The organism is Streptomyces sp. MCA2, assembly GCF_023544705.1.
In the GTDB taxonomy this organism is placed as follows: Bacteria; Actinomycetota; Actinomycetes; order Streptomycetales; family Streptomycetaceae; genus Streptomyces; species Streptomyces decoyicus.
The window spans coordinates 1-18,455 of the sequence record NZ_JAMJFM010000020.1; the positions used below are offsets into that span (position 1 = coordinate 1).

At 70.8% G+C, this 18,455-nt stretch carries 17 protein-coding genes; 10 read left to right on the plus strand and 7 right to left on the minus strand.

Translation table 11 applies throughout. The features are described from left to right. Positions 1–44: 44 nt before the first annotated feature. A complete protein-coding gene (locus M8I34_RS18390; protein WP_250050511.1) occupies positions 45–494 on the minus strand; it encodes a ribonuclease domain-containing protein in 450 nt (149 codons plus the stop codon). A 240-nt stretch (positions 495–734) separates the two neighbouring features. Between M8I34_RS18390 and M8I34_RS18395 the strand changes: the two genes are divergently transcribed. From M8I34_RS18395 to M8I34_RS18415, 5 genes are all read left to right on the plus strand, one after another. After that, entirely contained in the window at positions 735–1,145 is a 411-nt protein-coding gene (locus tag M8I34_RS18395) for a RidA family protein (protein ID WP_250050512.1), read from the plus strand. A 204-nt stretch (positions 1,146–1,349) separates the two neighbouring features. Continuing rightward, positions 1,350–1,976, plus strand: a complete 627-nt coding sequence (locus M8I34_RS18400; protein ID WP_244417994.1) for a helix-turn-helix domain-containing protein — start codon at positions 1,350–1,352, stop codon at positions 1,974–1,976. Positions 1,977–2,013: 37 nt separating this feature from the next. Next, a complete protein-coding gene (locus tag M8I34_RS18405; RefSeq protein WP_250050513.1) occupies positions 2,014–2,205 on the plus strand; it encodes a DUF6126 family protein in 192 nt (63 codons plus the stop codon). Between the two features lie 325 nt (positions 2,206–2,530). Beyond that, a complete protein-coding gene (locus tag M8I34_RS18410; RefSeq protein ID WP_250050514.1) occupies positions 2,531–5,218 on the plus strand; it encodes a beta-N-acetylglucosaminidase domain-containing protein in 2,688 nt (895 codons plus the stop codon). 127 nt (positions 5,219–5,345) lie between these two features. Next, complete coding sequence (locus M8I34_RS18415) at positions 5,346–6,026, plus strand: transcriptional regulator (protein ID WP_244417997.1); 681 nt, start codon at positions 5,346–5,348, stop codon at positions 6,024–6,026. An 86-nt stretch (positions 6,027–6,112) separates the two neighbouring features. Here the strand turns inward: M8I34_RS18415 and alc are convergent, their stop codons facing one another. From alc to M8I34_RS18435, 4 genes are all read right to left on the minus strand, one after another. Then, a complete protein-coding gene (gene alc / locus M8I34_RS18420; RefSeq protein WP_250050515.1) occupies positions 6,113–7,243 on the minus strand; it encodes an allantoicase in 1,131 nt (376 codons plus the stop codon). Beyond that, on the minus strand, positions 7,240–8,583 hold the full coding sequence (gene allB, locus M8I34_RS18425) for an allantoinase AllB (protein WP_250050516.1): 1,344 nt from the start codon (positions 8,581–8,583) through the stop codon (positions 7,240–7,242). The genes alc and allB overlap by 4 nt, the downstream gene beginning before the upstream one ends. 158 nt (positions 8,584–8,741) lie before the next feature. Then, positions 8,742–10,289 (minus strand): NCS1 family nucleobase:cation symporter-1, encoded by a 1,548-nt coding sequence (locus tag M8I34_RS18430; RefSeq protein WP_250050517.1) that lies wholly within the window; start codon positions 10,287–10,289, stop codon positions 8,742–8,744. 42 nt (positions 10,290–10,331) lie between these two features. Continuing rightward, a complete protein-coding gene (locus tag M8I34_RS18435; protein ID WP_250050518.1) occupies positions 10,332–11,126 on the minus strand; it encodes an aspartate/glutamate racemase family protein in 795 nt (264 codons plus the stop codon). A 264-nt stretch (positions 11,127–11,390) separates the two neighbouring features. On the opposite strand from M8I34_RS18435, the gene M8I34_RS18440 reads away from it, so the two are divergent. Continuing rightward, positions 11,391–12,194 carry an IclR family transcriptional regulator gene (locus M8I34_RS18440; RefSeq protein WP_250050519.1) on the plus strand — a complete coding sequence of 268 codons (804 nt, stop codon included), beginning with the start codon at positions 11,391–11,393 and terminating at the stop codon, positions 12,192–12,194. A 221-nt stretch (positions 12,195–12,415) separates the two neighbouring features. Here M8I34_RS18440 and M8I34_RS18445 read toward each other — a convergent pair whose 3' ends face one another. After that, positions 12,416–12,706 (minus strand): DUF5955 family protein, encoded by a 291-nt coding sequence (locus M8I34_RS18445; protein WP_030087963.1) that lies wholly within the window; start codon positions 12,704–12,706, stop codon positions 12,416–12,418. A gap of 348 nt (positions 12,707–13,054) precedes the next feature. Between M8I34_RS18445 and M8I34_RS18450 the strand changes: the two genes are divergently transcribed. Further along, entirely contained in the window at positions 13,055–13,324 is a 270-nt protein-coding gene (locus M8I34_RS18450) for a hypothetical protein (RefSeq protein ID WP_250050520.1), read from the plus strand. Here the strand turns inward: M8I34_RS18450 and M8I34_RS18455 are convergent. Beyond that, a complete protein-coding gene (locus M8I34_RS18455) occupies positions 13,264–15,147 on the minus strand; it encodes a serine/threonine-protein kinase (protein WP_250050521.1) in 1,884 nt (627 codons plus the stop codon). The two genes, M8I34_RS18450 and M8I34_RS18455, sit on opposite strands and share 61 nt — an antisense overlap. Before the next feature lie 346 nt (positions 15,148–15,493). Between M8I34_RS18455 and M8I34_RS18460 the strand changes: the two genes are divergently transcribed. The 3 genes from M8I34_RS18460 to aceB all read left to right on the plus strand — a co-directional run bounded on the left by M8I34_RS18460 (position 15,494) and on the right by aceB (position 18,410). Beyond that, positions 15,494–15,718: a hypothetical protein gene (locus tag M8I34_RS18460; protein WP_250050522.1), complete on the plus strand. Its 225-nt coding sequence runs from the start codon at positions 15,494–15,496 to the stop codon at positions 15,716–15,718. A 175-nt stretch (positions 15,719–15,893) separates the two neighbouring features. After that, a complete protein-coding gene (locus tag M8I34_RS18465) occupies positions 15,894–16,472 on the plus strand; it encodes a nucleotidyltransferase family protein (protein WP_250050603.1) in 579 nt (192 codons plus the stop codon). A 309-nt stretch (positions 16,473–16,781) separates the two neighbouring features. After that, positions 16,782–18,410, plus strand: a complete 1,629-nt coding sequence (gene aceB / locus M8I34_RS18470; protein ID WP_250050523.1) for a malate synthase A — start codon at positions 16,782–16,784, stop codon at positions 18,408–18,410. Positions 18,411–18,455 lie beyond the last annotated feature (45 nt).

The following is an 18,455-nucleotide window of genomic DNA, read 5'->3' on the forward strand; positions in this document are numbered from 1 at the left end:
TTGTTCGGTTGTGGTGCTGCTCTTCGGCCGCTCGGCCGTCGGTCTCAGCAGCTGCGGTCGACGAGATCGAACGTCTTGTAGTGGTCGGCGGTGTAGTAGTCCTCGTCCTTCTTCTCGCCGGCCACGATGCGTCGCGCACCGCGGTCGGGAGAGCCCGGCGTGATGACGGTGAACTCGTGGTAGTAGTCGGAGCTCTGGGACGGGAGGATGCCCTCCCGGTTGTCAAAGACCGTCCCGTCCTTCGGGTACGGGTAGGGCCCGCCCTTCGCGATCAGGTCGAGGGTGTCGTGGGCCTGCGAAGGCAACTTGGAGTAGCAGACGTTGCCGACGTCCTGGACGTGCACGGACGTGACGTGCGCCGCCGCGGCGTACGAGGTGGCCGTGTGGGTCGTGGCGACGGCAGGCGTGGCGGCGACCGCGGTCCCGCCGATGAGAAGGGCCGAAGCGAGGGCGCCGGCGGCGCCGATCCTGGTGATCCGTGGGGGGATTCTCATGCCCACCAGAATGACGCGCGTAGACATGATCCTGTCAATCCCAACGGGCCGAAGTTTGCAGGGAGTTCACCACATCACACCCACCAACCGCCCCAATCGTCCCCATACTGCACCTGCGTCCCACCGGCATGGCGCCGGCGCCCCGACCCACCCCCCGGAGGGCACCAAAACAGGATTGATCGTCTCGACCCGTGAGAATTCGGCTTGCATGGCCGTCGCAGGCCCATGAGACTCCGGGGCATGAACGCGAAGATCACCCGCATGAATCCCGAGCAACTGCACGCCACGCCCGGCTACCACCACATCACCGTCGTCGAGGCCGGCCGGACGGCCTACTTGGCGGGCCAGTGCCCGCTGGACAGCGACGGAGACCTCGTGGGCGACGGAGACCTCGGCCGGCAGATCGACCAGGTCGCGGCGAACGCACTGACCGCCCTGGCGGTCGTGGGAGCCAAGCCGGAGGACGTGCTGCGCACGGTGATCTATGTGTGCAGCGAGGAGACCGAGGTCCTGTGGACGGCCTGGCGACGGCTCACCGACTCCCCCCTCGCTCCGGCCCTCAGCGCTGCCAGCACCCTCCTCGGCATCTCACAGCTGGCCTTCCCCGGACAGCTCGTCGAGGTGGACCTCACCGTGGCACTGCCCGACTGAACCGGCCCAGCGAAACGGCCCAGCGAAACGGCCCGATGAACCGGCCCGATGGCATCGCTGGAGGGATGCCCCCTGCGCGTCAAGGGGAGCAGCCACTGAGGGCTCAGGGCGGAGCGCCGGGAGGTGCGGCCGCCCCGCACCGCATGCGTTTGCCTCTCAGGCAAATCTTTTGCCTGAGAGGCGAAGTGTCGTTATACCGGGGATATGACCGAGCTCCCCGACGAGCCCTCCGGCACTCCGCCGGAGGATCTGTCCACCGTCGCGCCGCGCCTTCGTGACCTGCGCAAGCGCAGTGGTCTCACGCTGGAGACCGCGGCCCGGCTGGTGGGACTCTCGCCCGCGCATCTGTCGCGGCTGGAGACCAATCAGCGGCAGCCCTCACTGCCCATGCTGCTGGCGCTGGCCCGTACCTATGGCACCACGGTATCCGACCTGCTCGGCGAGACCGTGCCGGAGCGGGACCCGATCGTCCGAGCGGGCCGTACGGAGCCGTCGGAGGCCGGTGGCTGGACGTACTGGCCGGTGGGCGGCGCCGGGCGGGCCATGCAGGCGCTGCGGGTCCATGTGCCCCAGCGGGCCCAGGGCGATCTGGTGCGGGTGCACCCGGGCGAGGAGTGGCTGTACGTCCTCGACGGACGGCTGCGGCTGACGCTCGGCGCGGCGGTGCATCTGCTGGACCCGGGCGACGCCGCGCACTTCGACTCGCTCACCCCGCACCGTATCGCCGCCGCCTCACACGGTGGGGTCGAGCTGCTGTTCGTCCATACGTTGCTGCAAAGCGGGACCGCCGAGCTGTGCTTCGGCGACGACGCGAGGCGCCGCGGGCTGTGAGCCCTCGGCGCCGTTCTTGAAGGAAGGACCCTACGTCGTGCCCGATCAGACCACTCCTGCCGCTCCCCCGTCAGCGGAGCCACTCCCCGAGGCGTCGCCCGCCGCATCGAGCTACAAGGAGGACACGCCACCGCGCGGGCTGTATGTGCGCGTGTTCATCTATGTCGTGGCGACGCATGTGCTGTTGGCGTTCCTGAGCTTTCTGGTGATCGTCGCCAAGACGCGGTGACGTTCCGCTGCGCTTTGCTTGCGGCCCACGTTTTCGGCTTTCCCGCCGTGGGGGTTTCTCGCTGTTGCGCCTGCGGCGGGCGGGTGGGTGTCGGGTGCGGTGACGGGCCTCCGGCCCGTCCCCTCCCGTGAGTGGGTAGGGGAAGGCTTCGTGAAGGCGGGCGTAACGGCTCGGTGTGGGGTGGGTGGTCGTTCGGCTTCGGCAACGTCCATCTCTTCGGTTCGAAAGTCCATTGCCCGGGTGCGGTGGGCAGGTGAAGGGTGCTGGCGCGAAGGTTCGCACGAGTCTCGTCCCTGCACCTCGCCGTACCGAGGAGGACCGAAGGATGCACCGTACGCGCACCGCGGCGGCCACCGCGTTGGCCATGGCTTTGGCTGTGATCCCCCTGATGGGTATGGCGGGGCCGCCGGGCGCCGGGGGGAATGCGGGGCATGACGGCCCCGGGGACAGTCCCGGAAGGGCTGCTTCCCGTTCCATCTCCCCCACGCCCCGCTCCGTTCAGAGCCGGTCCGACCTGGTCACCATCACCCCGTCCGTGACCGTCATCGCCGGGCCGGACGCCGATGCTCCGGCCCTGGCCGTCGTCGAGAAGTCGCTCAAGGATGCGGGTGCCGACCGGGTCGTACGGGCCCAGCGGGCCCCGGCGCAGGGGCAGTTGACGGTGTATGTGGACGGTGCGGGCGCGGCGCGGGCGCTGAAGGGGCTGGGGGCGCGGGGCAGCGAGGGGCTGCCCGCCGAGGGCTATGCGCTGGCCGTCGGCGAGGGGCGGATCGCCTTGTCCGGCAAGGACGCCACCGGTACGTACTACGCCGCGCAGTCGCTGCGGCAGTTGCTGCCCCACCGGGAGCGGCCGGGTGCCCAGGTGCGGGGCACCGCCGTACGGGACTGGCCGGCCACGCCGCTGCGCGGTGTCATCGAGGGCTTCTACGGAACTCCTTGGTCGCATGACGCCCGGCTCGACCAACTCGACTTCTACGGCGAGCACAAGATGAACATCTATGTGTACTCGCCGAAGGACGATGCCTATTTGCGGGAGAAGTGGCGTGACCCGTATCCCGCGGAGCAGCTGGCACAGATCAAGGAGCTGGTGGACCGGGCGCACGAGCGGCATGTGGAGTTCACCTATGCGCTCTCCCCGGGGCTGTCCGTCTGCTACAGCTCCGACGCGGATCTCAAGGCGCTGACCGCCAAGTTCCAGACACTGTGGGACATCGGTGTGCGGACCTTCGCGGTGCCGTTGGACGACATCAGTTACACGGACTGGAACTGCGCGGCGGACAAGGACGCCTTCGGGACCGGCGGCGGGGCGGCAGGGGCGGCACAGGCGCATCTGCTCAACCGCGTCAACCAGGAGTTCATCGCCACGCATCCGGGCGCCGAGCCGCTCCAGATGGTGCCGACCGAGTACTACGACGTGAAGCCGTCGCCGTACAAGAAGGCGCTGGCCACCAAGCTGGACGGGAACGTGCTGGTCGAGTGGACGGGCGTGGGGGTGATCGCGCCGACGATGACCGTCGCCCAGGCGCGGCAGGCCCGGGAGGTGTTCGGGCACCGGATCCTGACGTGGGACAACTATCCGGTCAATGACTATGTGACCAACCGGCTGTTGCTCGGGCCGTTCAACGGCCGGGAGAAGGGGCTGCCGGAGCAGCTGGCGGGGATCACCGCGAATCCGATGATCCAGCCCGCGGCGTCCAAGCTCGCGCTGTTCACGGTGGCCGACTACGCGTGGAACGACGCGGCGTACGACGCCCGTGCCTCCTGGGGTGCGGCGATCGAGGAATCGGCCGGTGGCGACGCCCGTACGGCACGGGCGCTGCGGGCCTTCGCCGACGCCCATTACGCCTCGTCACTCAACCCGAAGCAGGCACCCGAACTGGCCGCCGCCATCGCGGAGTTCGGCAAGGACGGGGACGCGCGGCGGCTGGACGGGGTGCTGCGGACCCTTCAGGACGCGCCGGGGGTGCTGCGGGACCGGCTCGCCGACCGGGGGTTCGTCGAGGACAGCGAGCCGTGGCTGGATGCGACCCATGCCTGGGGCGTCGCGGCGCGTACCGCTCTGCGGCTGATCGAGGCGACCAGGGCGGGTGACGGCGCGAAGGCCTGGCAACTGCGGCAGCGGATCCCGGAGTTGGTGAAGCACGCCAAGTCCTTCGTGTATGTCGACATGTCGGGGAAGAAGGTCCCGGTGCTGGTGGCGGACGGGGTGCTGGACACCTTCGTCGAGGATGCGGTGGCCGCGCACGAAGGGGCGCTGGGCGTCGTGGGCCGGCCGAAGGGGGCGACGGATCTGTCGGTCTACCAGGACAACGCGGTCTCCCGGATGACCGACGGTGATGACGCCACGTACTTCTGGAGCGGCGCGGGGCCCAAGGCCGGTTCCTTCGTCGGGCTGGATCTGCATGCCGAGCGTCCGCTGGGCACCGTCCGGCTGGCGATGGGCAGGAGCGGCAGCCCGGACGACTATCTGCGGCACGGCGTCCTGGAGTACTCCTCGGACAACAAGAACTGGCAGCAGCTGGCCGCGTTCGACGGGAAGGCCGAGGTCGGTGTCGAGCCGCCGGCCGGTGCCAAGGCCCGGTACGTCCGCGCACGGGCCACGCAGGCGCAGGACAACTGGCTGGTGGTGCGGGAGTTCGCGGTGGCCGGGGCCGATGCGGTGACGGTGGCCGGCGGCCCGCCCGCGAAGGCCGGCAGCGCGCTGCGGTCGGCGGCGGACGGTGACCCGGCGACCGTCTATCGCGCGGCACGGGCGGCGCAGTCCGGTGAGGCGCTGGAGTGCACGCCCGACGCGCCCCGCGCGGCACGGTCCGTGGTCGTCCTGCGGCCGCAGGGCGCACCGGCCGGGGCGGCGGAGGTCGAGGTCCGTACGGGCGGAGCCTGGCGCACGCTCGGCACGCTGTCCGGGGCCTATACACGGCTCGCGGCGGGCGACGGGGCGATCGAGGCCGTACGCCTGCTCTGGCGGGACGGAACGGCGTCCCCCGAGGTCAATGAGGTGATTCTGCACTGAGGGGAACCGAGGGGCTGAAGGGAGATGCCTTTTCTCCCGGCGGCCGCGTCATCGCGCCCCCGGTCTCCGCCGTGCGCCCTACTCTGAGGCCCTGGCCGCCGCCCCTCGCCCCGGAGGAGACCGACCCATGGCCCGATCTGCGCCCGATGCCCCTCGTCCGACCGCGGCCGCCGTGCTGGACGACGCGGTCCGTGCACTCGTCCCGGACCCCGGCGCCAACCGGCTGGTCGCGCGGATCGAGGCCGGTGAGGCGCCGCGTTCCGTGTTCGCCACCTTCGCCCTCGAACAGCACCAGGTGATCGCCGCCGACCGGCTCAGCTTCCAGCACCTGGCGCGGCGGGCGGACGGCGACCCGGCCGTGGCCGACTTCTTCGATCTGCTCGCCCAGGGCGAGACGGTGGCCATGAAGCGGCTGGCCGGGCTGGCGGATGCCTGTGGGCTGACCGAACGGGACATCGCGGAGTATCAGCCGCGCCCCGGCTGCCAGGCGTACCCCTCCTATGCGGCGCGGCTCGCCCTGGGCGGCGAGCCGGCCGATGTGGCGATCGCCCTGACCGCCAACTTCGCGGCCTGGGGCGGCTATTGCGCCGTCGTCGAGACGGCGATGCGAGGGCACTACGCCTTCCCCGAGGAGGCCCGTGGGTTCTTCGGCCTCTTCGCCGAGCCGTCACCGGCCGTCGCGGAGAAGGCGCGCGAGGCGGTGCAGCACGGACTCGACACCCGCCAGGCGGAGCCGGCCACGGCGCACCGCTACGGCCGCCTTCTCCAGGCGTATGAACTCATGTTCTGGAACTCGGTCGCCGACTGATCCGGTCCGGCCGGCGGCTCCTGCCGGCCGGCGGCTTCAACGGGCCGGTGGCTCCGGCCTTGCCGGCAGGAGCCGCCGCGCCGCGGTCAGCCGGTCAGCTCGTCGTGGCGGGCGCCGAGCCGGCGGGCGCCCTCCTCGGTGAGTGAGCCGTGCAGACGCAGCCGGGCTATGCCGCCGTCCGGGAAGATGTCGATCCGGACGTGGGTGGCGGGCGGTGCGCCGGCGAGCAGGAAGCGGTGGACGGTGTCGGGCTGAAGGCGGGTGCGGGGCAGCAGTTCGGTCCATTCGCCGTGCTCGCCGTCGCGTCCGGACAGTGCTGCCCAGCCTGCCGCATTGCCCTTGAGGCAGCCGGTGTCGATCTCCACCGCGCGGATCACGGACTGTTCGGTGAGGCGGTAGCGGACCCAGTCGTTGCCGGTGCCGCGGCGGCGCCGGGTCTCCCAGCCGTCGTCCATCGTGCGGGAGCGGCCCGGCTGGATGGTGTGCGTGGGCGAGGAGTAGAAGCGGTCCGAGGCGTCCTCGACCTGCCCGCCGTTCTCCAGCGCGACGACGTCGAACGTGCCCAGGGCGGCCAGCCAGCCGGGCGCGGGGACGACCTCGCCGTGGACCCGGAGGCGGGCGATGCCGCCGTCGGGATGCTGGTTGAGGCGCAGATGGGTGAAGCTGCGGGCGGTGTCGACGGCGAAGCCGTTGGCGGCGTGTCCGCCGACGGCGGTGCGCGGGACGAGGGTCGTCCAGGGCACGTCGTCGGCGAGGAGTTCGGCCGGCGACGGGGAGCCCTCGCGGCAGGTGCCTTCGACGCTCACGGACTGGGGGTAATTGCCGCGGAAGTGGGCGGTGTCGACGACGATGCCGTGGATCACTCCGGGCGCGCCGAGCCGGATCAGCGCCCAGTCGTGGTCCTCGTCCGCCGGGAACGGGTGCGCACCGTCGGTGCCGCGGCGTCTGCGGGTCTCCCAGCCGTCCATGATCTTGCCCTTGTGACCGAAGGCCTCGGGGTCGAAGTGGGCGGGCTCGGGCCGCAGGAGGTTCTCCCGCTCGGCGAAGAACTCGTCATGGGCGGCGAGCACACCCGCGCCCAGCCGCCGGTCGGCGAGGTCGGGGAGGTGGGTGAAGGGGAAGCCGTCGGGGCCGGGGGTGCGGTAGTCCGCGTAGGGGTCGCCGCCTGCGTACGGGCCGGCGTCGCCGGTGTAGTGGGGGAGGCCGGCGGTGGTCATCCTCGGTGCGGCCGTTCGAGCAGTTCGCCGGTGGGTTCGGTGAGGGTGGCGCCGTCGGTGATCTGCCGCCCGCGCAGCCAGGTGGACCGTACGACGCCGTGCAGGGTCTTGCCGGCGTACGCGGTGATCTTGTTGCGGTGCTGGAGGGCCTGCGGGTCGACGGTGAAGGTCTCCTCGGGCGCGAGGACCGCGAAGTCCGCGTCCCGGCCGGGCTCGATGGCGCCCTTCCGGCCGAGTCCGACCAGTGCCGCGGGTGCGGTGGCCATCCAGTGCGCGACGTCGTCGAGGGTGTGGCCGCGCTTGCGGGCCTCGGTCCAGATGGCGGGCAGGCCGAGCTGGAGGGAGGAGATGCCGCCCCATGCCGCGCCGAAGTCGGCGGTCTTGAGGTCGGCGGTGGAGGGCGAGTGGTCGGAGACGATGCAGTCGATGGTGCCGTCGGCCAGTCCCTCCCACAGCGCGTCCTGGTTGGCGGCCTCGCGGATCGGCGGGCAGCACTTGAACTCCGTTGCGCCGTCCGGGATCTCCTCGGCGGTCAGGGTCAGGAAGTGCGGGCAGGACTCGACGGTGATCTTGACGCCCTCGCGCTTGGCGGCGGCGATCAGCGGCAGCGCGTCGCTGGAGGACAGATGCAGGACATGCACCCGTGCGTCGAGCCGCTTGGCGAGCGCGATCAGCCCGGCGATGGCGTCGTTCTCGCTGGCGCGGGGGCGGGAGGCGAGGAAGTCGGCGTACTTGGCGCCGTGCGGCTCGGGGGCCGCGTCCAGATGTCCGGGGTCCTCGGCGTGCACGATCAGCAGGCCGTCAAACCCGGCGATCTCACCGAGGGCGGCGGCCAGTTGCTCCTGGTCGACCTCGGGGAACTCGTCCACGCCGGAGGGCGACAGGAAGCACTTGAAGCCGAAGACGCCGGCGTCGTGCAGCGGACGCAGATCCTTGACGTTGCCGGGAATGGCGCCGCCCCAGAAGCCGACGTCGATATGGGCCTTGCTGCGGGCGACCTCGCGCTTGGTGTCGAGGTGGGCAGTGGTGGTGGTGGGCGGGAGGCTGTTGAGCGGCATGTCCACGAGGGTGGTGATACCGCCGGCCGCGGCCGCGCGGGTGGCCGTCCAGAAGCCCTCCCACTCGGTGCGGCCGGGGTCGTTGACGTGGACGTGGGTGTCGACGAGGCCGGGCAGCAGGACGTCGTCACCGAAGTCCCGGGTCCGCGCCCCGGCCGGAGCCTCGGCGTCGTGCGGCAGCACCGCGGCGATCCTGCCGTTCTTGACGACGACGGACGCCGCGCGCGTCCCCTGCGGGGTGACGACGCGTGTGGAGCGCAGCACCAGCTCTGTTTCGGACACCCGGTCCCCTCCTCGTATCTGTCTTCATCGTGGCGTGATGGCGTGCGCGCTGCACGGCCGCCGAGGAGGCCGTGGTGCCCGGGGCACGGAAGGCGCGCAGGAACGACTGCGAAATTCAACAGTCTGTTGAATGAGTCTTCACTCCGGACCGCGGCCCGTCAAGACCCCTTCGCAGGCACCGGCGCACCGACCGGACCGGCTCCCCCTGACACCACCGACCCCTCCCCCATAGCCGCCCTGACCTGCGACGGGATGATCTCGTCCGGGACCGGGGCGGTGCCCGTCGCGGACCGGTCGCGGCCGGAGACCAGGACGTAGAGCCCGCCGGAAAGCCCCATCCCGAAGATCCAGGAGAACGGCGCCACCGCGTCGAAGGCCGGGACCAGGGCGAGCGCGGCGGAGACCGCGGCGGCCGGCAGGAAGGCGATGACGGCCTTCGGATTGAAGCCCCTGCGGTAGAAGTACGCACCGCGGGCATCGGCCGAGAACAGCGCATCGACATCGATCCGGCCGCGGCGCACCAGGTAGTAGTCGACGAGCAGAATCGCCACCAGAGGGCCGAGGAAGGCTCCCAGCGCCCCCAGGAAGTACTGGATCACCAGCGCCGAGGAGTACAGCTTCCAGGGCATGACGACGATGGCCAGCACCGCGGTGATCATGCCGCCGCGCTTGAAGTCCAGATACTTCGGCGCGAGGTTGGCGAAGTCGTAGGCGGGCGAGACGAAGTTGGCGACGACATTGATGCCGATGGTGGCGACGATGAAGGCCAGCGCGCCGATGACGGTGACCACCGGGTTGTCGATCTTCTGGATCACCTTCACCGGGTCGTAGATCGCCTCGCCGAAGACCGAGATCGTGCCCGCGGTGACGAGGACGGCGACGACCGCGAAGGCGGTGAAGTTCACCGGCAGCCCGATCAGATTGCCGCGCCGGTAGGAGCGGTGGTCGGGCGTGAAGCGGGCGAAGTCGGCGTAGTTGAGGACCAGTGTCAGGAACGTGGCGACGGTCAGGCTGACCGCGATCAGGCTCTGCTCGACCTGCGCGGAGCCGCTGAGACCGGTGAGGCTGCGGGTCAGCGAGATGTCACCGCCGGCCTTGACGACGAGATAGACCGCGAGCGCGAGGACGACGAGCCAGACCACCGGGCCGGTCGCGAAGTCCTGGACCTTGCGGATGAACTCCATCCCGCGGGTCAGCAGCACGGCCTGAAGCCCCCACATCACCAGGAACGCGGTCCATCCCAGGGTGGACAGGCCCAGCACCGAGTTGTGGTGATAGACCTCCAGGCCGGGCGCGAGCTGGAGCGTCAGCAGGACCACGGCGGTCGAGGCCAGCCAGGTCTGGATGCCGTACCAGGCCACGGCCATGATCGCGCGCAGCAGGGCGGGGATGTTGGCGCCGTAGACGCCCCAGCTGGCGCGGGCGAGCACCGGGTAGGGAACGCCGGTCCGGTGCCCCGCGTGCCCCATGCGGTTCATCAGCCAGTAGACGATCGAGATTCCGGCCAGCAGCGCCACGAACACCTCCCATGCGGGCAGGCCCAGCACGAACAGGCTGGCCGCGAAGGCGTAGTTGCTGATGGCGTGGGTGTCGGACATCCACAGCGCGAAGATGCTGTACGTGCCCCATTTGCGCTCTGGGGCCGGCGCGAGGTCCTCGTTGAAGAGGCGCGGGTCCGGCTGCGGGGGCTTCGGGGGTGTTGTCACGTGTCCTCCCAGGCAGGTTGGGTGGAGTTTAGGGACCAGTTGTCAGATGCCTGATGTCTGTGCGGAAAATTCGGTGTTACGTGGGGAGCTCCGAGCGCGCTCCGCGGACGGGCGCAGATGCGTGCTCAGCGGCCAGGAGCCGATGACCTTCGGGCGGGGCGGCGCGAAGCTGCGTCCCGTACTGGTGGTCAGCCCGAGACCGACGACCGCCTCGGCGAACTTCACCGCCGCGGCGACGCCGTCCACGACGGGCACCCCGAGCGCCGCGGCGACCTTCTCCTGGAGCCCGGCCATCCCGCCGCAGCCCAGGCAGATCACCTCGGCACCGGCCCGGACGGCCTCGCGGGCGGTCTCGGTGATCACCTCGACGGTCCGCTCCACGTCCCGCTCCAGCTCCAGCACGCCGAGCCCGGTGCCGCGGACCGCGGCACAGCGCTGGAGCAGCCCGGCGGTCAGCAGGCGGTCCTGGATCTGCGGGACGGCCCGGTCGAGGGTGGTGACGATGCCGTAGGCGTGGCCGAGCATCATCGCCATCTGGGCGGCGCTCTCGGTGATGTCCAGAACGGGTACGTCCAGCAGCTCCTGGGCGCCCTCCCTGCCCGGCTCACCGAAGCCGGCCATGACCAGCGCATCGAAGCTCATCTCAAGGGTGGCGAGCCGGTCCAGCACGGCCGCGGCGCTGAGATAACCCTCGAAGTGGCCCTCGATCGACTCCGGTCCCCACAGGGGTTCGGTGGCGATGATCTCGGTGCCCGGGGCGGCGGCCGCAGTGGCGGTGGCGCGGATCGCGGCGGTCATGGAAGCCGTGGTGTTCGGGTTCATGACGAGAATGCGCATGACTCTCCAGCGATTTGGAGGATTCCACAGAATGGACAGTAGGTTTCGCGCAGCAGAACGTAGCTACGGCCACTGGCACCGTCAAGGGTTCGCGGCTAGGAGCTTGCCGGACGGCTCATACCGTGGGACAAAGAGGGCCTGACCGGCGGGAACGAGTGTGCGAGAGACCGTGTGTCAACGTAAGGGGACCGGTAGGCTTCTCCGGTCGGGCCCGGCGCCCGCTAGCCCAGCCGAGACCGATCCCCGCCCCGAAAGGAACGCGACGTGCCGCCGTCCAGCGCCAGCACCTCCGCCGCCGAAGCCAAGCCCGCAGGCGCCAGCGGCGGCGTCCAGTCCCTCGAGCGCGCCTTCGACCTGCTGGAGCGGATGGCCGACGCCGGTGGCGAGGTCGGCCTGAGCGAGCTCTCCGGCAGCAGCGGACTGCCGCTGCCCACCATCCACCGCCTGATGCGCACGCTCGTCGCCTGCGGCTACGTCCGGCAGCAGCCCAACCGCCGCTACGCACTCGGCCCCCGCCTGATCCGGCTCGGCGAGAGCTCCTCGCGGCTGCTCGGCACGTGGGCGCGGCCGTTCCTGGCCCGCCTGGTCGAGGAGACCGGCGAGACCGCCAACATGGCGCTGCTCGACGGCGACGAGATCGTCTATGTCGCCCAGGTGCCGTCGCGGCACGCGGTACGGATGTTCACCGAGGTCGGCCGCCGGGTGCTGCCGCACTCCACCGGCGTGGGCAAGGCCCTGCTCGCCCATCACGCCCCGGAGGAGGTCCGCGCGCTGCTCGGCCGTACGGGCATGCCCGCCGCGACCGAGAAGACGATCACCGATCCGGACCGCTTCCTCGACGCGCTCGCCGACGTCCGCCGCCTGGGCTATGCGGTCGACGACAACGAGCAGGAGATCGGCGTCCGCTGCCTCGCGGTGCCGGTGCCCAACTCCCCCACCTCGGCGGCGATCTCCATCTCCGGCCCGACCGGCCGGGTGACCGAGGCCTCGACGGACAAGATCGTGCCGGTGCTCCAGGACGTCGCGGCGCAGCTGTCGGTAGCGCTGGCGAATCAGACGCCGGCGTAAGGCGCGACGGGCCCTCAACGGGCCTCTCGCGGGCCGGGAGGCGGCACAAGGCGCGGCTTCCCCGCCCGGGCCCCGCAGCGGGCTTGCCGTTGATCCGGGGGCGGATTCAGCGCCTCGGCACAGCGGGGCCTGATCCCTTCACCGGCGCACGCGGTCCGCTTCCGGCACCGGCGTACCGGGAATCTCTCCCGGCTCCGCGCTCGCGGTCACCGTGTGCGTGGTCACCGTGCGCGCGGGAGCTCACCGAAGCGGTCGATGCCCGCGCGGACCTCCGCCAGCGCAGGGGACAGCGCACTCACCGATCCGACCGCCCCGGCGATCAGCAGGAGCGAACGGCGCAGCCGGGGCACTTCCGGCAGCCCATGGCTCACCATCGCGTCCAGTGCGGCCAGCTCGTCATCGGCGGCCGCCCGGTCCGGTAATTCCCCTGGAAGTACGGCCAGCTGACGGCGCAAACGGGCCACTGCCCCGCGCAGGTCCTGGACACGTGGGTCACCCTCGACCCCGGTCACTCGTCTGTCTCTCTGTAGCTGCTCCACAACGACGGCGTCCTCCAAGGCCGTTGCCCGTTTCCGCAATGCGGGACAGTTAACGCCACTCTGCGCTGATCGCGCCACACGGAGAGCGAAAAAACCGGATCATCGAGTGGATCCGGTTGCCGTGGCCAAAGCTTGACGGCTCATGGGTTTTGCCTGGTGCCGGCTGCCTTCTGACACTTCTCCCCCTTTCTCCCCGCTCTCCCCTTTGGTTTTTTCCCCGCCGCCCACCCCCCTTCGGGGGGTGGGCGGGTGTAGTGACGCGGGTGCCCACCCCTGACGGGGCGGGGGAGGCGGTGGGGAGGTGGATGGGAGGAGGCCGGTGTGGAGGCCGTCGTTGTAGAGCCCGGTGGGGACGCAGTCGCCGTGGAGGCCGGTGTGGAGGCCGTCATCGTGGAGGCCAGCGAGGACAACGTCGTTGCGGAGGCCAGTGAGGCGGCCGTCACCATGGAGACCGGTGAGGACGCCGTCACCGTGGAGGCCACCGAGGACGCCATCATTGCGGCGACCGGTGAGGCGGCCGCTGACGCGGATCAGGAATCCTGCTTCGGCTCCACCGCGTTGCGCCACACCCGCACGTCGACGGTCATGTAGCTGCTGGGGTCCGACTTCGGTGCGTAGCCCTTGAAGGTGATCAGGGCGACATGGCCGTAGTCGGTGGTCAGGCACATCTGGGCGCCCTTGGTGAGCCGCTTGGTCATGATGGAGTCGGTGAACCGGGTCTCGCTGCGGCAGGTCGCGAGCGAGCCGTCCTGACCGGGGTTGAGCAGCACCAGCTTGCCGGTCTCGGTCTCGACCTCGTCGTCCGAGTAGGTGCTGTCCTGGTACGAGAAGTCGATGTCCGTGTCGTTGTCGGAGTTGGTCGGGTTGACCGGCTCGTCGGACAGCGACAGGTGGTACTCGTCGGGCAGGTTGATGCCCTTGTAGTCGACCGGGGTCGGGTCCTGCACCGGGGCGGCGGGGGACTTCGTACCGTCGCCGCCGGGGGTCGCCGTCGGGTCCCCCGCGGGGGCCGGCGAAGCGCCGTTGTTCTTCGCCTTGTTGTCGTCGGTGGCCTGGTCCTGCTTCGTCCGGCCGTCGTCCTTCATGACGGCATAGACGAGGCCGCCGCCGGCACCCGCGAAGGCCAGCAGACCGACCAGCACGAGGGCCGCGATCAGCCCCTTGCGCTTCTTCCTCGGCGGCTGCGGGACCGTACCCATGGCGGTCGGCCCGATGGCCGTCGGCCCCGTGGCCGTAGGCCCGGTGGCGCCCGCAACGACGCCCATAGGCGCGGACGGCGCGGCGGCCGGACCGGCAACGGTCGGCGCATGTGCCGCCGGGCCGAACCCCGGCGGCGGGGTCTGCGGGTGGTCCAGCGTGGTCGGCACCGGCGCGGCCGGTGCCGCGGGCCTGGTGGGCGGCTGGGCCGGCTGAACCGGCGGCTGGGCGGGCCGGGTCGGCGGCTGCGCCGGGGCACCCGCGGTGGGCGCCTCCAGCGGGGGCGGCGGAGTCTGTGCGGGCGCGGGCGCGGCCGCCCGCGTGGTGATGTCGGCCGCGACGGCGGTGGGCAGCCATTCCTCCGGGCGGCGCAGCTGCGTCTGGCCGGAGGCCGCGCCGCACAGCTCGATCACTTCGGCGACGGACGGCCGCTCCCCCGCGTCCTTCGCCAGACACCGGGTCACCAACTCCCGCAGCTCCTCGGGGAGCCCGCTCAGCTCCGGCTCCTCGTGGACGATGCGGTAGAGCACCCCGTGCGAGGTGCCCTCGCCGAACGCCGGGGTGCCGATGGCCGCGTACGCCGCGACCTGGCCGAGCGCGAAGACATCGGTGGCGGAACTGATGGTGCTGCCCGCGGCCTGCTCGGGCGCCATGAAGGTGGGGGTGCCCACGGTGACGCCGCTGCTGGTCAGCGAGGTGGCGTCGGCGGCGCGTGCGATACCGAAATCGATGACGCGCGGGCCGTCGGCGGCCAGCAGCACATTGGACGGCTTCAGGTCCCGGTGCACGATGCCCGCGCCATGGATGACCTGGAGCGCCTCGGCGATCCCGGCCACCAGCAGCAGCACGGTGGAGACCGGGAGCCGCCCGTGCTCGGCGACCGCCGCGGCGAGCGAGGGGCCGGGCACATACGCGGTGGCGAGCCAGGGGCTGGCGCCTTCGGCGTCACTGTCGATGACCGGCGCGGTGTACAGGCCCTGGACGCGCTGCGCGGACTGCACCTCCTGCTTGAAGCGGCGGCGGAACTCCGCGTCCTCGCTGAACTCGGGGCGGATCACCTTGATGGCGACGGGGCGCCCACCGGGTGTGTAGGAGAGGTAGACCTTTCCCATGCCGCCGGAGCCGAGCTTCGCCGTGAGGCGGTAGCCCGCGATCACCCGCGGATCGTCACCTTCCAACGGCCGGAAGATCCCGGACCCGTCCACACTGTTCACCACTACGTCCCCCGACTCAGAAAAGAAGCCCGCTGTTTCCGCACGGCAGGCGCATGGCCCGCAACGGGGAAGAACCATATCCGGCCATGCGCCGCACCGTGACATCGCAGGTGGGCGAACGTCACGCATGTCCGAAGAGCCGGTTTCGCGACGGGTTTTGGCCACCGCGGCACGCCGGAAATGACCCTGCTGCGCGGTACCCGAATTCGGCCTGAAGGTGCGTCAGCACATCCGTTCGTCAGGCCACCCGTTGGTGTGGGCGCACACGATCCGAAGCGTATGGCGCGGCACGATGGAGCATTCTCCCTTTCAAGGAAATATCCGGCATATCACTGGATCGGAGAACGCCATGGAGTCCAACTCCGGCCCCGAGACCGGCTCGAACCACCGTCGCGTCAGCGTCGTGCAACTCATCTGCCGCGCGTACGGCCTTTCCGATGCGTCGGAGATCACGATGGAGCACATAGACCGCTATGTCGCCGAGCGCCGGCGCGCGGAGGAACGCATGCCTCATCTGCGTGACCGGTTCCGTCCGGGCATTCCCCGTCCGCGCGCCTCGGGGGACGCCGCCTGACCGGCGGGCCGCGCCCCAACCGGCCGCGGGGCGAGGCGTCATGAGGTAAGCAGTCCCCATGGCACCGACGACACCCCGACAGCCGGGAGCAGCGGAAGAACCGGAAGAACAGCCACCAGGCATCCGCTCCGACACCCCCCGAGGGGCGCGGAACACCGGGCGGCCCGAGGGGAGGGTGGCCGGTCTGCTGCTCGCCGCGGGCGGCGGACGGCGTCTGGGGGGACGGCCCAAGGCACTGCTCGACCACCGGGGACGGCCACTGGTCGAGCACGCCGCACGGGCACTGCGGGACGGCGGCTGCCACCCCGTGCACATCGTGCTGGGGGCGGCCGCCGATTCCGTACGGGAGCGGGCCGACCTCTCGGCGTACGAAATCTCGGAAAACCCGGACTGGGCCCAGGGTATGGGCTCCTCGCTCCGGGTGGGCCTCGCCGCGCTGGCGGATTCGGGGGCGGATGCGGTCGTGGTGTCCCTGGTGGACCAGCCGGGCATCGGCGCAGCGGCGGTGGCGCGGGTGGTGGCGGCGTACGAGGGCGGCGCCTCGCTCGCCTCCGCGGCGTACGACGGCCGCCGCGGCCACCCGGTCCTCTTCGGCGCCGGCCGATGGGCGGACATCGCCGCCACCGCGGAGGGCGACCGTGGTGCGCGCGCCTATCTCCGCCGGCATGCGGACGACCTCACCCTTGTCGAGTGCTCCGACATCGCCGAGCCGTACGACATCGACACGCCGGAAGACCTCCGCCGTCTGGAGTGACCCCGGACCGGGAGCGACGTGCGCGCCCCTCACAACTGCCGGGCCCGGTACGGCAGTACGTACGCGGCGGGGAGTAATGGAGAGTGACCGGCATGGCACCGAGAGCCATTCGATCACGGCTTCTGTCGACCCTGAGAATCTCGACATCAACAAACCATTGAAGTTCCGCGATAAGGAAACTAGTCTCCACTGGTCAGAAGCGCCCTGAACCCAGACGGCGCCCGCGACCGTATCCCGGAGCCCGCGGCACCCCGTGCCGCCCGGTGTCCCGGAGGCCGCCAGGCACCGCCGCTGAATGGAGTGACACTCATGTCCGCACCAGCGCCGTCCCCGCTGGCCATCGCCGAAGTCGACCCCGCTCACACCCCCGAACGGCAGGACGAGGTCCTCACCGACGCCGCCCTCGCCTTCGTCGCCGAGCTCCACCGCCGGTTCACCCCGCGCCGTGACGAGCTGCTGGCCCGCCGCGTCGAGCGCCGCGCCGAGATCGCCCGGACCAGCACGCTGGACTTCCTCCCCCAGACCGCGCAGATCCGTGCCGACGACAGCTGGAAGGTGGCCGAGGCGCCCGCCGCGCTCAACGACCGCCGGGTGGAGATCACCGGTCCCACCGACCGCAAGATGACCATCAACGCGCTCAACTCCGGCGCCAAGGTCTGGCTCGCCGACTTCGAGGACGCCTCCGCCCCGACCTGGGAGAACGTCGTCTCCGGTCAGCTCAACCTGATCGACGCCTATGAGCGCCGCATCGACTTCACGGACGCCGCGTCCGGCAAGTCGTACGCCCTCAAGGACGCCGAGGAGCTCGCCACCGTCGTGATGCGCCCGCGCGGCTGGCACTTGGACGAGCGCCACCTCCAGTTCGAGGGCCGGCCGGTCCCCGGTGCGCTGGTCGACTTCGGGCTCTACTTCTTCCACAACGCCCAGCGCCTGCTGGACCTCGGCAAGGGCCCGTACTTCTACCTGCCGAAGACCGAGTCGCACCTGGAGGCCCGCCTCTGGAACGAGATCTTCGTCTTCGCCCAGGACTACGTCGGCATCCCCCAGGGCACCGTGCGCGCCACCGTCCTCATCGAGACGATCACGGCCGCGTACGAGATGGAGGAGATCCTCTACGAGCTGCGCGACCACGCCTCGGGCCTGAACGCCGGCCGCTGGGACTACCTGTTCTCCATCGTCAAGAACTTCCGTGACGGCGGCGCCAAGTTCGTCCTCCCGGACCGTAACGCGGTGACGATGACGGCCCCGTTCATGCGCGCCTACACCGAACTCCTGGTCCGCACCTGCCACCAGCGCGGTGCGCACGCGATCGGCGGTATGGCGGCCTTCATCCCCAACCGCCGCGACCCCGAGGCCAACGAGAAGGCCCTGGCCAAGGTCAAGAACGACAAGGACCGCGAGGCCGGCGACGGCTTCGACGGCTCCTGGGTCGCGCACCCCGACCTGGTCCCGGTCGCCCGCGCCTCCTTCGACGCGGTCCTCGGCGACAAGCCGCACCAGAAGGACCGCCTCCGCGAGGACGTCTCGGTGTCGGCCGCCGACCTCATCGCCATCGACACCCTCGACGCCAAGCCCACCTACCAGGGCCTGATCGACGCGGTCCAGGTCGGCACCCGCTACATCGAGGCCTGGCTACGCGGCCTGGGCGCCGTCGCCATCTTCGGCCTCATGGAGGACGCCGCCACCGCCGAGATCTCCCGCTCCCAGATCTGGCAGTGGGTCGACGCCGGGGTCGTCTTCGAAAATGGTGAGAAGGCCACCGCGGAGCTGGTGCGCACGGTCGCCGCGGAGCAACTGGCCGCCATCCGCGCCGAGGTCGGCGAGGACGCCTTCACCTCCGGCAAGTGGCAGCAGGCCCACGATCTGCTGCTCCGGGTCGCGCTGGACGAGAACTACGCGGAGTTCCTGACCCTGCCCGCGTACGAGCTGCTGCGCTGACGCCTGCTCCAGCCCCGTGAGCCCGAAGGGCCGGTACGTACCGCC